Source organism: Croceitalea sp. W27, from assembly GCF_055693185.1.
Genome location: NZ_CM146327.1, coordinates 123,468 through 137,382 on the forward strand (window position 1 = coordinate 123,468; position 13,915 = coordinate 137,382).

General features: G+C 36.1%; 12 protein-coding genes and 1 pseudogene. 6 read left to right on the forward strand and 7 right to left on the reverse strand.

The features are described 5' to 3' along the window. The first annotated feature begins 185 nt into the window (after window positions 1–185). On the forward strand, window positions 186–1,739 hold the full coding sequence (locus ACZ1GR_RS00575) for an ATP-binding protein (RefSeq protein WP_472610337.1): 1,554 nt from the start codon (window positions 186–188) through the stop codon (window positions 1,737–1,739). Between the two features lie 72 nt (window positions 1,740–1,811). Here the strand turns inward: ACZ1GR_RS00575 and uvrA are convergent, their stop codons facing one another. Further along, window positions 1,812–4,589: an excinuclease ABC subunit UvrA gene (gene uvrA / locus ACZ1GR_RS00580; protein ID WP_472610338.1), complete on the reverse strand. Its 2,778-nt coding sequence runs from the start codon at window positions 4,587–4,589 to the stop codon at window positions 1,812–1,814. Window positions 4,590–4,839: 250 nt separating this feature from the next. On the opposite strand from uvrA, the gene ACZ1GR_RS00585 reads away from it, so the two are divergent. Together ACZ1GR_RS00585 and ACZ1GR_RS00590 are read left to right on the forward strand one after the other, a co-directional pair. Then, the gene (locus ACZ1GR_RS00585) at window positions 4,840–5,421 is read left to right on the forward strand and encodes an RNA polymerase sigma factor (protein ID WP_472610339.1); all 582 of its coding nucleotides are present in this window, start codon (window positions 4,840–4,842) and stop codon (window positions 5,419–5,421) included. Window positions 5,422–5,492: 71 nt separating this feature from the next. Further along, on the forward strand, window positions 5,493–5,636 hold the full coding sequence (locus ACZ1GR_RS00590; protein WP_377766763.1) for a hypothetical protein: 144 nt from the start codon (window positions 5,493–5,495) through the stop codon (window positions 5,634–5,636). Window positions 5,637–5,665: 29 nt separating this feature from the next. Here the strand turns inward: ACZ1GR_RS00590 and ACZ1GR_RS00595 are convergent, their stop codons facing one another. Further along, window positions 5,666–6,331, reverse strand: a complete 666-nt coding sequence (locus ACZ1GR_RS00595; RefSeq protein ID WP_472610340.1) for an endonuclease III domain-containing protein — start codon at window positions 6,329–6,331, stop codon at window positions 5,666–5,668. Window positions 6,332–6,378: 47 nt separating this feature from the next. Between ACZ1GR_RS00595 and bcp the strand changes: the two genes are divergently transcribed. Beyond that, window positions 6,379–6,843 carry a thioredoxin-dependent thiol peroxidase gene (gene bcp, locus ACZ1GR_RS00600; protein ID WP_472610341.1) on the forward strand — a complete coding sequence of 155 codons (465 nt, stop codon included), beginning with the start codon at window positions 6,379–6,381 and terminating at the stop codon, window positions 6,841–6,843. Between the two features lie 33 nt (window positions 6,844–6,876). Here the strand turns inward: bcp and ACZ1GR_RS00605 are convergent, their stop codons facing one another. Next, window positions 6,877–8,343, reverse strand: coding sequence for a TonB-dependent receptor (locus ACZ1GR_RS00605; protein WP_472610342.1), 1,467 nt, complete (start codon window positions 8,341–8,343; stop codon window positions 6,877–6,879). A gap of 76 nt (window positions 8,344–8,419) precedes the next feature. Between ACZ1GR_RS00605 and ACZ1GR_RS00610 the strand changes: the two are divergent. Continuing rightward, a pseudogene (locus ACZ1GR_RS00610) lies at window positions 8,420–9,195 on the forward strand (MBL fold metallo-hydrolase). Then, complete coding sequence (locus ACZ1GR_RS00615) at window positions 9,195–9,689, forward strand: hydrolase (protein ID WP_472610343.1); 495 nt, start codon at window positions 9,195–9,197, stop codon at window positions 9,687–9,689. The pseudogene ACZ1GR_RS00610 and the gene ACZ1GR_RS00615 overlap by 1 nt, the downstream one beginning before the upstream one ends. On the opposite strand, the gene ACZ1GR_RS00620 is transcribed toward ACZ1GR_RS00615, so the two are convergent. From ACZ1GR_RS00620 to ACZ1GR_RS00635, 4 genes are read right to left on the reverse strand one after another with little or no spacing between them, the layout of a single operon-like run. Beyond that, on the reverse strand, window positions 9,686–10,345 hold the full coding sequence (locus tag ACZ1GR_RS00620) for an alpha/beta hydrolase (RefSeq protein WP_472610344.1): 660 nt from the start codon (window positions 10,343–10,345) through the stop codon (window positions 9,686–9,688). The genes ACZ1GR_RS00615 and ACZ1GR_RS00620 overlap by 4 nt on opposite strands. 9 nt (window positions 10,346–10,354) lie before the next feature. After that, on the reverse strand, window positions 10,355–10,681 hold the full coding sequence (locus ACZ1GR_RS00625) for a hypothetical protein (protein ID WP_472610345.1): 327 nt from the start codon (window positions 10,679–10,681) through the stop codon (window positions 10,355–10,357). Between the two features lie 2 nt (window positions 10,682–10,683). After that, window positions 10,684–11,940, reverse strand: coding sequence for a dihydroorotase (locus tag ACZ1GR_RS00630; protein ID WP_472610346.1), 1,257 nt, complete (start codon window positions 11,938–11,940; stop codon window positions 10,684–10,686). Further along, complete coding sequence (locus tag ACZ1GR_RS00635) at window positions 11,937–13,859, reverse strand: BatA domain-containing protein (protein ID WP_472610347.1); 1,923 nt, start codon at window positions 13,857–13,859, stop codon at window positions 11,937–11,939. Before ACZ1GR_RS00635 ends, ACZ1GR_RS00630 begins: the two co-directional genes overlap by 4 nt. Window positions 13,860–13,915: the final 56 nt, after the last annotated feature.

Genomic DNA, 13,915 nt, shown 5'->3' on the forward strand with positions numbered 1-13,915 from the left:
TGAAGTGGTCTCGAAGGAGAAAGTGAGTAATCTACCTGTTAAAAACTATTTAGAACTATACAGGTTTTACGTTAGATTTTGTCTGAATTTTCTACGAACTTCGTTATCATGCGCTAAATGGAACCTTTTCTAAACTTGTCGAAGTATTAAAACTTTATTCAGCTATGCGTTACAGTATATAGACTATGATAAAAGATATTAAAGTAATTCAAGCTGTTTCCAGCATCTCTCAACGAGCAGAAAGGCAAAGAGATATTAATAAACTGATAAGTTCGTATGTCGAAGTTGGAATCTTACCTCAACTCATGAACAATAACAATCAAATTTTATTTGGTCGCAGAGGAACTGGGAAAACCCACATTTTGAAGTATTATGAAAATCAGTTCGATGCTGACCTAAACAAAACAGTAATTTATATAGATTGTAGAGTACTTGGAAGTTCTCCACAATTTTCTGACACGAAACTAAGCCTATCGCATCGTTGCTCATCATTATTTAAAGACATTTTAGACGAAATTTATGATGGTTTGCTAAATCATATTGCACATAATCCAAATTCAAATTCAGACCTAGCACTAGAGGCTCTTACCGATTTATCAACTTCGAGTATATCTGAAATTCAAAGTTCCAAAAAGGTAGTAGCTATTGACAAAACAGATGAAGGAGTAATAAATAATTCTGGATTTAGTATAGGTGTAAAAGATGCTAGTTATTCCCAAGGTACTGGAGGTAATTATGGGACATCCAAACAAAATACTGTAGAGTTTGATTTGGAAGAATATGAAAAAATCGTTTTTCCTGACTTAAATTACCATCTAAAGAAAGTACTTGAATATGCCGAAACAGAATTGATTGTTATAATTGATGAGTGGTCTGCAATACCTTTTGATATACAACCATATTTAGCAGAGTTCATAAAAAAGTCATTTATTCCAGCACCAATGGTTACTTTGAAAATTGGTGCACTGGAATATCGATCAAATTTTACTATTCCTCGTGATAAGCACAACTATATTGGTCTTGAACTTGGCAGCGATATTAGCTCCAATTTGGACATAGATGAGTATTATGTCTTTGACCGAAATCCAGAAGAAATTACAAGCACATTTGCCGATGTTCTTCATAAGCATATTAAATCTGAGCTACCAGAAAATTATCTTGAAGACAAGTTGAAACTAAATACTGTCAACCAATTTATACAGGGATCTTTTTCTGGAAAACCAGCCTTCAACGAGTTAGTAAGAGCGTCCGAGGGAGTAATTCGTGATTTTATAAATATTTTTAATATTGCCTTTTTTGATGCGCAAAGGAAAGGTCTTACGAATATTGACAAAAAAACAATCATCGAAGCTGGAAGACAATGGTTTGAAAATGATAAATCTAAAAACCTAAACGATTTATTGCACAATAAAATTCGATTAATAATTGATGAGGTTATTGGAAATAAAAGAGCCAGGTCATTCCTTGTGTCAAGAGAACTTGAAAGACACCCTATCATTCAAATGTTGTTCGATGCTCGCGTTATACACCTAGTAAAAAAGGGGTATTCGGATAAGGACACCCCAGGAGTCAGGTATAATATCTATACTCTAGATTATGGAACTTATGTTGATTTAATAAACACTTCAAAACAACCGACCTTGGAATTTGAAGAAATTAAATCTGAAGACGACATCGTACCATTTGATGATAAAAGGAGTATCCGTAGAATTATATTGACTCAAGAAATATTAGACTAACATGATATAACATCACCTAAGCTACATTAAAACGCTGGCTTAGCTCTAAACCGATAACGAAACCATATTTTACTATAATTTCTCAGCTAAATACTTAGCTGTAAATGAAGCCTTGTTTTGTATAACTTCTTCGGGTGTGCCTTCTGCCAATAAATTACCACCATTAGCACCACCTTCGGGGCCAAGGTCAATAATATAGTCAGCACATTTAATGAGTTCTATATTATGCTCTATTACAATTACGGAATGGCCTTTGTCTATTAAGGCATCAAAAGATTTTAAAAGCTTTTTTATATCATGAAAATGGAGACCGGTAGTGGGTTCATCAAAAATAAAAAGGGCTTTTTCTTTGGTATTTCCTTTTACCAAAAAGGAGGCAAGTTTTATCCGTTGTGCCTCACCTCCAGATAGGGTAGAAGAGCTTTGCCCCAAAGTAACATAACCCAAACCTACATCTTGTAGTGGTTGTAACTTCTTTATTATTTTATCTTGTTTAAAGGTTTTAAAATGTTCTATTGCGTCATCAATGGTGAGCATTAGAATGTCATTGATGCTTTTACCTTCAAACTTAACTTCTAACACTTCTTTTTTAAAGCGTTTTCCCTCGCATACATCACATTCTAAATGTACATCTGCCATAAACTGCATTTCTACCGTAATTTCACCTTCACCTTTACATTTTTCGCATCTTCCACCATCTACATTAAATGAAAAGTGTTTTGCTTGGTACCCACGCAGCTTGCTTAATTTTTGAGAGGCAAAAAGCGCTCTTATATCATCATAGGCTTTTATATAGGTAACTGGGTTAGAACGCGAAGAACGCCCAATAGGGTTTTGGTCTACAAATTCTACATGTTTTAACTGGGTATATTTTCCTTCTATTTTAGTAAACTGCCCTGCTTTTTCGCCATAGCCACCCGTTTCTTTTAAGATAGAAGGGTATAAAATCTTTTTTACCAAAGTACTTTTACCACTACCAGAAACCCCAGTAACTACAGTTAACATGTTTAGCGGAAAAGTGACATTGATGTTTTTAAGATTGTTCTCACGTGCACCTTTAATTTGTATGTAATTTGGAGAATTACGTCTTTCTTTAGGCACTTCAATTTCCTTGGTACCGTTTAAATACTGCGCAGTTAGGGAATCCGATTTTAAAATGGCGGCCATAGCACCAGTTGCAACTACCTCACCACCTAAAGTTCCAGCTTCTGGGCCAATATCGATAACTTCATCGGCAGCTTTCATGATATCTTCATCATGTTCTACCACAATTACCGTATTGCCTAAATCACGAAGGGATTTTAAAACTTCAATAAGATTCTCGGTGTCTTTTGGGTGCAAACCAATACTTGGTTCATCTAAAATATACATAGAGCCTACCAAACTACTCCCTAACGAAGTTGCTAGGTTAATACGCTGACTCTCACCTCCTGAAAGGGAATTCGATTTTCGGTTTAGGGTCAAATAACTCAAACCTACTTTAGAAAGAAAATCAAGTCTGGTATTGATTTCTTTTAATAACCGCTTTGCAATGGTCTGATCGTGTTCCGATAGTTGCAGTTCTTCAAAGAAAACGACCAAATCTTTTATGGGCAGTTCAATAATGTCGGAGATAGACTTTCCATTGATTTTTACATAGTCGGCCTCTTTTCGAAGTCTTTTCCCTTTACAAACGGAACACTTGGTTTTTCCGCGGTAGCGAGAAAGCATAACGCGATTCTGTATTTTATAACTTTTTTCTTCAAGCTGTTCAAAGAATTTATGAATACCAATAAAATGGTCATTACCATCCCAGACCAACTGTTTTTGCTCCTCAGACAATTCAAACCAAGGCTTATGAATCGGAAAATCGAACTTGTAGGCAGAATTCACCAATTGTTCTCGGTACCAGCCCATACTTTCACCACGCCACGGAAAAACAGCTTCCTCATAAACCGATAAGGCGGTGTTGGGCACAACCAAGTCGGCATCGATACCAATAACGTCTCCATAGCCTTCACATCGCGGGCAAGCTCCGTAGGGGTTGTTAAAACTAAACAGATGTACATTGGGTTCTAAGAACTTCATATCATCGAGCTCAAACTGATTACTAAAAACAATTTGTTTTCCAGTTTCTAGAACTTCAATTGCACATCTTCCTTTACCTTCAAAAAATGCATTGTCCACGGCATTGCCCAATCTATTTAAAAAGTCTTCATCATCTTTGACTACAATTCGATCTACGACCAGGTCAAAGTCTTTACCTATATCTTCGGGAACTTCGTCTATGCGTAATACCTCTCCCTTATATTTTATACGGGCATAGCCCTGTTTGGAAAATAATGCTAAGGACTTTAAACTATCCCTATCTTCCTTTATATGTATAGGTGCAAGTAGTAAAAGCTTTGTTCCTTCCTCAAACGTTTTCACATGGTTCACCACATCGGTCACCACATCTTTTTTGACTTCCTTACCTGAGATAGGCGAAATGGTCTTGCCGATTCTGGCAAAGAGCAGTTTTAAATAGTCGTATACTTCGGTAGTCGTGCCTACCGTAGAACGCGGATTGGTAGAGTTCACCTTTTGCTCAATGGCAATTGCGGGTGCTATACCTTTTATATAGTCTACTTTAGGTTTATCCAGTTTGCCCAAAAACTGGCGTGCATATGACGAAAGACTCTCTACATAACGCCTTTGACCTTCTGCATATAAGGTGTCAAAAGCAAGGCTTGACTTGCCCGAACCTGATAATCCGGTAATGACCACAAGTTTATTTCGGGGGATAACAACATCTATATTCTTGAGGTTATGGAGTTTGGCACCCTTTATGATAATATTTTGCTTTGAGTCGACGTCTTTAAGGGAAAGCATTTACGTATATTTAATATTCAAAGATACGATTGAATGTAGTTAATGACTATATTATTAACTTTGACATCTAAAATAACGCATATCACAACATAGTTTTTTTGAAGGACCCCCTTCTATCTATATTTGGTGTGTAATTAAAATCTGATAGGCCTATACAGCAATAATTACTTTTTTTATTTAATAACTAATAACTCAGAAGCCTTTTTAGCTTTAAAAGGAGGCTTTACATGTTAACCAAAAAGTAATTTGTATGGAACTGCAAATCGAAGACTCGATATTAGTAAAAGATTATATTGCTGGAGACGAAAAGGCTCTAGAAGTTTTAATCAACCGACACAACCAAAGAATTTCAAGTTTTATTTACTCTAAAGTATTGGATAGAGATGTTACTGAAGACATCTTTCAAGATACCTTCATCAAAGTGATTAAAACTTTAAAAAGAGGTTCATATAGTGAAGAAGGTAAATTTTTACCTTGGGTAATGCGTATCGCGCACAACCTTATTATTGACCACTTTCGTAAAAACAAAAGAATGCCAAAGTTTGAAGGCAGCGATGACTTCAACATCTTCTCGGTTATTCATGATGATAAACTTAATGCTGAAAAGCAATTGATAAAAGACCAAATTGATTCTGATTTGACTTTATTGATCGAAGAGTTACCAGATGATCAAAAAGAAGTTTTACTAATGCGTATCTATAAGGATATGAGTTTTAAAGAGATTTCTGAGAATACTGGGGTAAGCATAAATACGGCTTTAGGGCGTATGCGTTATGCTTTGATTAACCTAAGAAAGATAGTAGAGCGAAATAATATCGTTTTAACGAATTAATTTGCATTAGAACGAATCCAACAATATTTCCATTTTAGCGCCGTTATCTAATTGTAACAAAACGCTAGAATATGGAAGAAATTTACTCTGAAGAACAACAAATTTGTAAAATCACAAAGGCTAGACCAGCAACGGTACAGTTTTTACTAGGATTTTCGAAATCAATGCACGTCGTTGATTACAAAAACACGCAGTTCGAAACTATTTTGAACTAAAAAGAACATTACATTTTGGAAAAAAACCGCTATTTGGCGGTTTTTTTGTTTTTATAATAGTCGTTAAGAACAGTTTTTCTACCTATTGCAGAAGTTATAACGTCTTTTTCCAGATTCCAACCTCGTGCTGGTGAGTATTCCCGACCGTACCAAATAATCTGTAAATGAAGGCGGTTCCATATTTCCTTCGGGAACAGTCTTTTTGCATCTTTTTCTGTCTGTACTACATTTTTACCATTTGTAAACCCCCAACGATACATCAATCGATGAATATGCGTGTCTACCGGAAATGCAGGAATACCAAAGGCTTGGGACACTACTACACTGGCCGTTTTGTGGCCCACGGCAGGCAATTCTTCTAAAAGTGCTATTTCTTTGGGTACCTCACCGTCGTATTTTTCGATTAAAATTTCTGAAAGCCCATGAATACCTTTAGACTTCATAGGTGAAAGCCCCACTGGTTTGATAATTTCCCGTATTTCTTCTACAGACATTTTGACCATATCAAACGGATTATCAGCTCGTTCAAAGAGTAGGGGAGTAATTTTGTTGACACGAACATCGGTACTTTGGGCCGATAATAGCACTGCGATAAGTAAAGTATAGGGGTCTTTGTGGTCTAATGGTATAGGTATAGTAGGATAAAGTTCGTCTAAAGTCTTAATTGTGAAGTTTACTTTTTCCTGTTTGGTCATTTTTGTTTAATTTTATCAAAAATAATTTAAACAAAATTAAATTCGATATGAACACTTTAAAAGTTGGCGATAAAGTACCTGAATTTTCAGCAAAAGACCAAGACGGAAACACGATTAGTTTATCTGATTACGTTGGTAAAAAACTTATTGTGTTTTTCTATCCAAGGGCAAATACACCTACATGTACCAATGAAGCTTGTAATTTGAACGAAAATATAAAGTATCTAAAAAAAGCTGGGCATGAAATTTTGGGAGTCAGTGAAGATTCGCAACGGAAACAAGCCAATTTTAGAGAAAAATTTGGGTTTGAGTATCCTCTTTTGGCCGATGAAGATCATACGGTGATTGATGCTTTTGGGGTATGGGGACCTAAAAAATTTATGGGACGTGAGTTCGATGGTATTCATAGAACCACTTTTATCATTGATGAGAATGGAGTGGTTTCAAGAGTAATAAGCAAGGTAAAAGCAAAGCAACATGCCGAACAAATACTTGAAGAAGAAAATAACTAAAGAAAAAAGCCTGACCAATCGGTCAGGCTTTTTTTATTCTTCTTCTACTTCTTCTGTTTCTGGGGCATCTTTCCGTACAAAAAGGTTCTTTTTTTGAATCATTTCGGCAATTCCTTCTGGTAGCATTTCTTCCCAGCCTTCTTCATTATTGGTAATTCTTTTTAGAACATCCCTTGAGAAAATATGCATGATATCCGGATCATAATCAATAATATCCATCACCTTGCCATTGTATTTAAAGAACTTGTACAGCTCCTTCATTCTAGGGTGCACCTTCACATTATTACTTGTCATAATCTGTCCGGTCTGTGCATTCTTCATGGGGTAGAGGTAAACCTTTAAATCTTTAAAGAACAGCTTCCCAAATGCTTCCAAGATACCACCACTTAAATGACGGTAATATTTTTCATCAAAAACATCTACCAAGTTGTTGACACCCATGGTCAAGCCGATACGCGCTTTGGTATAGTTGTTAAAGTACTCTACCAGTTTATAATATTCTTGAAATTTTGAAATCATTACCGTATGGCCCAAGGAAGAGAGTAATTCTGCCCGATCCATAAAATCTTGTTCATCGATTTCACCGGATGCTTTTAGGTTCGACAGAGTAATTTCAAAAATTACGATAGACTTTTCAATATCGACAGTTTGCTCTCGTATGAATATATCATACGATTTTTGAAACATGTCCATATTTACCTTGGTAACGGGCCTAAAACTACCGCGTAGGGCCAAAATGTTTTTCTTGTATAACACAGCTGCTGGCAAGAGGTTGTTTCCATCAGGCCCGAACATAACCGCATCGGTCATATCGTTTCTGATCAATTGAAGGCTCATCAATCGGTTATCAACATCCCTAAAGTTAGGTCCCGTAAAGTTTACCATATCGATTTCTATGGTATCCTTATCAATATGATCGTAAAGGTATTTAAGTAGTTTCTTGGGTCTATTGTATTTAAAGAAGGCCCCATAAATAAGGTTAACCCCTAAAATACCAAGCGTTTCTTGCTGTAAGCGCGCCTCATTTTGCTTGAAACGAATATGCAAGATAATTTCGTCGTGCTCTTTTTGGTTAGGGTCTAACTGAAAGCGCAACCCGATCCAACCATGCCCTTTGTACCGTTTCGAAAAATCAATGGTAGCAACGGTATTCGCATAAGAAAAGAACAGGTAATCAGGATTACTTTTTCTATCAATTCGCTCCTCGACCAATTGCATCTCATGCTTAAGCATTGTTTTTAGACGGGCTTGGGTTACATAGCGACCATCTTCTTCAACACCATAAATAGCATCACTAAAAGATTTGTCATAGGCGCTCATCGCCTTGGCGATGGTACCTGAAGCACCACCTGCTCTAAAAAAATGTCTAGCAGTTTCCTGTCCCGCACCTATCTCGGCAAAAGTGCCATAAATGTCCCGATTTAAATTTATTCGAAGGGTCTTTGCCTTGATGGAAGGAATATTCTCAAACTCATTTACCTTATTAGGAACCGTAGCCATGTTTCGTTTTTTGTTGTTAACAAAGTTAAGAAGTTAGTAAATTCTTTTAGCCAAATAAGTTATAATTTTGATTTAAATGAGTGAGGCATTAAAAGTCACATTTTTAGGTACAGGTACTTCTCAGGGAATCCCGATAATTGGGAGTAAACACCCTGTTTGCTTAAGTGATAACCCAAAAGATAAAAGGCTGCGTGTCTCTGTGTTGGTGCAATGGAAAAATTATAATTACGTCATCGATTGTGGCCCAGATTTTAGGCAGCAGTTATTGGCAAACCCCATTGATCAATTAGATGCCATTTTATTTACCCATGAACATGCTGACCATACTGCCGGTATTGATGATATTCGTCCCTTTTTTTTCGACAGGGTGACATTCCTATTTATGCGCATTCAAGGGTGGTTGATTCGTTAAAAAGGCGCTTTGATTACATTTTTGCAAAAGAAAACAGATATCCTGGAGCCCCTGCTGTGGCCATAAACCTCGTAAGCAAAGAAGATACTATTGATTTGAATGGACTCAAAGTGACCCCAATAGAAGTACTTCACAACAAATTGCCCATTTTGGGATATCGTTTAGGTGATTTTGTATACCTAACGGATGTAAAGACTGTTTCAAAAACCGAACTTGAAAAACTAAAAGGATGCAAGGTTCTGGTGGTAAATGCATTACGTTTAGAACCCCATATTTCACACTTAAATTTAGAAGAAGCTCTGGCCTTTGCAAAAGAAGTGGGCGCGGTTGAAACCTATTTTACCCATATCAGCCATTTGCTAGGTTTTCATGATGAAGTTGAAGAGAACCTACCAGATAATGTACATTTGGCCTATGATAATTTAAAAATTACGATTTAATGAAAAAGAATATTTTTTTATATCTATTTGTCTTTGCCGCATTAATTGCACTATATATGATTGTGAATAGTGGAAAAATGGAGCGGATAAATCTGAACGAGATAAATAAGCTGAGAACAGAAGTGGAACAGTTAAAAGATTCTGTAAAAACTTCACAATTAAAGGTTCTGGACATGCAGTATTTTTCTTTGGAAAATAATGATGATGCACTGGCATATCTTGATCATTTAGAACTTGAGAACCCTACGCGTTACATAGAAGATAAATTACTCGAAACCAATGAGAAAAAGGGGGATAATCCTCTAATTCCGTATGAAGGCATGAACAGTGATTTTAAAATCAACAAAATAAAGGTATTGAACCATAAGTGGATAGTAGCCGATTTTTCGGACGGTCAATATTGGGGCGACCTTATAATAAAATACGAACTTAAAGATGATTTAGGTATCGATTTTACTTTGGTAGACCACTTGCTTTATTCGCGAAGCAATTAGATTTTATTTTTTAACCAGTCTTTGAAGGCATAGAAATTTTGAGGGGCTACGCCGTGCCCTACAGGAAATTCTTCATACGTATTTTCGATACCAAGATTTGATAGAAACTCTGGTGCAAGCTGGGCCCATTCAACCGGAATGACGGCGTCCACTTGACCATGAGAGCAATAGAAGTTAAGTTTTGAGTGGTCTTTGGCTTGAAACCCTTCCAATAGAATCTTTTCATTGATATAACCACTAAGCGCCACAACGTTTTTAATTTTTTCAGGGTAGGAGAGTGCTACGGCATAACTCAAAATGGTGCCTTGACTAAAACCAAGAAGACTTACATTTTCCGTATTAAGCTTATAAGCTTTGCAGGCTTCTTCAATAAAGGCGATAATTTTATCTCGAGATGTTATAGCTTGTTCATCATCGCTCCATTTGCCTTGGTCCGCATCAAAATTGATGGCATACCACGCGTGCCCGTAAGGCTCTAAGTCATAAGGTGCACGTACGGAAATTATAAAAAGTTCTTCGGGCAATTCGCTTGCGAAAGAGAACAAATCTTCTTCGTTACTTCCGTAGCCATGCAACATAAAAAGCACTGGAGTTTCAGTTGATGATTGTGTGGCCGGTCGTATTAAATGTTCTAAAGATAAGTTGGTGGGGGTCATTGGTTATATTTATTGAATAAAAGTAAACCATTTTTGAAAGTATTCCCCAACTATGGGAATTTGACTTTTCTTGTTTTTTAATACTCCTGCAAAACTAAAAACCCAAAGCCCAAAGTAAATTATAAAAAGTACCTCCCAGGCGAAAGGGATAGCGGTATAATTTAAAAAGATCACTAGGGTGTGAAACGTAATATACAAACCAAAAGTTTGCCTAATGTAAAAACGGGCAAAATCATTTTTTGGCTCAAGGTTCATTGTGATTGCGATAAGGCAACCCACTAAGGTGAAGTGTGCTACTAAGGCCGCTGTTTTTCCTTTGGATGCTTCTTCTTCCAAGATTAATTGAGTGTGATTTTTTTGTTGTTAACGCAGCCGTATACATTGCCTTTTAAGGATTTCCCTAAAAATATACTGTTCTTTGAGGTGGATTTAATGTGGGCCTTTTCAAAAGTAAATTCCCCATCCGGATTAAAAAGGGTTAGGCAGGCGATTTCACCTTCTTTTAATTTTGAACTTTCAATTCCAAATCGCTCTTTTCCTTTAGTCAATAGGGCGATAGTTTCTTCTATGGAAAACAGTGTATTTAAGGTGCCAAAGGCACTTTCTAGACCAATACTGCCAAATTCGGCATTATCAAACTCGACACGTTTTTGTTCGATATCTATCGGAGTATGGTCTGAAGTAACAAAATCTATAGTTCCTGTTTGAAGTCCTTTTAATAAGGCCTTACAGTCTTTTTGACTTCGTAAAGGTGGTCTTACCTTATAGTTCGAATCAAAGGTTTCCAATTCATTATCCGACAGCATAAGATTGTGAATTGCTACACTTGCTGTAACATTTAGATCTTTCTTTTTGGCATCGGCAATAAGTTTGACGGCATTTGATGTAGAAACCGTTGGTATATGTAGCTTACCGCCAGCATATTCTAAAATGTAAAGATCCCTTACCAGCTGCAATTCTTCAGAAAGCGAAGGAATTCCCTTTAAACCTAATCTTGTTGAAATCTCTCCTTCGTTAACGGTTCCTTTTCCCTTTATTTGAAGTTCTTCAGGGTATGATAATACTAAACCATCAAAATTTTGGGCATACAATAACCCTATTTTCAAAAGATTTGCATCTTTTAAAGAACTTTTATAATCATAAAAGGCGACCGCTCCAGCATTCTGCATATCGTATAATTCTGCTAAATGCGCGCCATCTCCATTAGCAGTAAAATTGCCCATAGGATGCAGCGTGGTTGCGTACCCTTTACTGCGTTCCTTTAAAAATATAATATCAGAGCTGGAATCTGGTGTTGGGTTGGTATTGGGGTTCAATACGACATTGGTAAAACCGCTAGATGCGGCGACTTGTAATCCGTTTGCGATAGTTTCACGTTCTTCAAAACCTGGTTCACCAAAACTTACACTGCTATCGAACCACCCAAGCGATATGTGAAGGTTATCTAATTTAATTTCTTTTGCTCCTTTTGGGGAATCAATTTTCGATGCAATCGTCTGTATTACACCATCTTTAATATGAATATCTCGCTTTTTTAGATGAATGGAAGGGCTGTTTGAATCGATAATTGTTGCAGACCTTAGAAGTATATTCATGCAAGAAATTTTTGTATCAGCACTTCTACCAATGCGAAGACCAGTGCAAAAATAATAAACCATTTCCAATATTGGGTAATGGAGTTGTCTTTAGCTAATTTTTCAAATAGGTTAGTAACGCTCTTTTGTATCGTTGAAGCATTTAATACTGTGATATCACGGTAGCGAAGTACACTTTCATCACGACTAAAATTAAAACTTAGGTTTTTAAGGGTGTCCTGAGCACCCAACAAACTGTATGTTCCATCTTCTTTTGGGTTATCATTGAAGGTGAGTCTCACTTTGTTTGAAAATGATTGTTGTAAGGGAATAAATTCTATACCCGGTTTGGCCACTTTTAGCACTCTATCTTTTTCAATTTTCTCTGAGATTTCAATCGTGCTTGAAGCCCCGATCGTATAATATAATGAGGGTATTTTTAGACTATTAATTCCAATATTGTAAAAAGTGGGAACGATTAGCGGGGCATTAATAAAATTTGAATTTTCGTTATCCAATGAAGCAGTAAAAATGTACACATTTTTGTTCGCCAGTAAAAATGGAGCTCCATTTGCGAAGGATAAAGCTTTGGGACTATTCGAACTAACCTGCCAATACGTACTTACTTGGGGATACTCAAAATTGGTGACCTTTTTTTCAAATACGCTTTGAAATAAAGGATGGTCAAAGGCGATAGTTGTAATATCTTGCTTTTGTTCGATCTTTGAAGTAAACCTAGTAGTAAATTGATTGGATAAAAATGGGTTGTAGGTTGTAATATCTGAATCTATTGATGGTATTATCACTAAGCTTCCTCCTTTTTCATAGAAGGCACTTAATACGGTTTGTAAACTAGTTGGTATGGCATTGAGCCCATTAAGTATGATTAGATTTTTATTGTTTACTGCACTATAATTCAAGTCTTTAAGCTCAAAATTTAGAAAGTTAAATTCCTCCTCAGAAAAAATTCTTTCCAAAAAGGTAGCTTTTGATTCACTTATGGCCAATACTTCTATTTTATCCTTTTCATCTATATTAAAATAGAAGTTGTTGTCATATGCCAGTCCATTATCAGATAGTGACACGCGACCTTTAATAAGTTCGTTTTTTGGAAGTGAAAAAGTAGTGACCGAAACTCCATTAGGGCTGTAAGTTGCCGCAGTTTTTGCAATGAGCTTAGCATCGTTGAAAATAGATATAGGTATACTTTCATCCTTAGGTATTCCAGTAACTTTAATGTTGAGTTCTATTTGTTCTTTTGAAGTGTTCTTGAGGTATAGCGAGTCAATTGAAATGTTTTCAAAAGAATCTGGTTTAAAATCTACGAGATGCACCGAAATATCTTGAATGGAATCGGTAGCTTGGTTTATCGCTTTTTCTTGAAAATCTGAAATAAAAATTAGTTTTTTTTGGGTGTTTGAATTTTTACTATAAAGCGTCTTTGCCTTGAGTACAACTTCATTGTAGGTAAGCTGTTTTGAGCCGTAATCTAAAGTCAATAATTTATTTTGAACATTCTTCAGTTCAATATCCTTAAAAGTTTTATTGTTCGTGAAGAGGCTGAATTTAGATGTTGGTGGAATGTGTTTTAGCAGCTCTTGAACAGCTTGTTCCAATAACGTAAACCTATCTTTCTTTGCCTGCATGCTAAAAGAATCGTCCAAGTAAATAACCATTTCTTTTTCTTTAAGGGCAATACTTTTTGCAAAGAATGGTTGCGCAAATGCAAGAATAAGGCACGCGAGAAGGAATAGTCTGGTGAGTAAAAGCAACCATTTTTTTAGACTATTGCTTTTTCTAGATTCTGAAACAACTTTTTGCAGCATAGCTACATTGGTAAAAGGTGTTTTCTTAAACCGTCTTAGTTGAAAAAGATGAATGATTATAGGAATCAGAAGTAAAAAAAGAGCCCAAAGAATTTCTGGATGTTTAAACTGCATTCCGCTATTTAATTGCGTAAATATACAGTTTTAATAAGTTTACCAATTAAGGATTG

Bases quoted from the DNA above. Each gene is read 5' to 3' on its own strand.
- ACZ1GR_RS00575 (WP_472610337.1), top strand. From the start codon at position 186: ATGATAAAAGATATTAAAGTAATTCAAGCTGTTTCCAGCATCTCTCAA.
- uvrA (WP_472610338.1), bottom strand. From the start codon at position 4,589: ATGCTTTCCCTTAAAGACGTCGACTCAAAGCAAAATATTATCATAAAG.
- ACZ1GR_RS00585 (WP_472610339.1), top strand. From the start codon at position 4,840: ATGGAACTGCAAATCGAAGACTCGATATTAGTAAAAGATTATATTGCT.
- ACZ1GR_RS00590 (WP_377766763.1), top strand. From the start codon at position 5,493: ATGGAAGAAATTTACTCTGAAGAACAACAAATTTGTAAAATCACAAAG.
- ACZ1GR_RS00595 (WP_472610340.1), bottom strand. From the start codon at position 6,331: ATGACCAAACAGGAAAAAGTAAACTTCACAATTAAGACTTTAGACGAA.
- bcp (WP_472610341.1), top strand. From the start codon at position 6,379: ATGAACACTTTAAAAGTTGGCGATAAAGTACCTGAATTTTCAGCAAAA.
- ACZ1GR_RS00605 (WP_472610342.1), bottom strand. From the start codon at position 8,343: ATGGCTACGGTTCCTAATAAGGTAAATGAGTTTGAGAATATTCCTTCC.
- ACZ1GR_RS00615 (WP_472610343.1), top strand. From the start codon at position 9,195: ATGAAAAAGAATATTTTTTTATATCTATTTGTCTTTGCCGCATTAATT.
- ACZ1GR_RS00620 (WP_472610344.1), bottom strand. From the start codon at position 10,345: ATGACCCCCACCAACTTATCTTTAGAACATTTAATACGACCGGCCACA.
- ACZ1GR_RS00630 (WP_472610346.1), bottom strand. From the start codon at position 11,940: ATGAATATACTTCTAAGGTCTGCAACAATTATCGATTCAAACAGCCCT.
- ACZ1GR_RS00635 (WP_472610347.1), bottom strand. From the start codon at position 13,859: ATGCAGTTTAAACATCCAGAAATTCTTTGGGCTCTTTTTTTACTTCTG.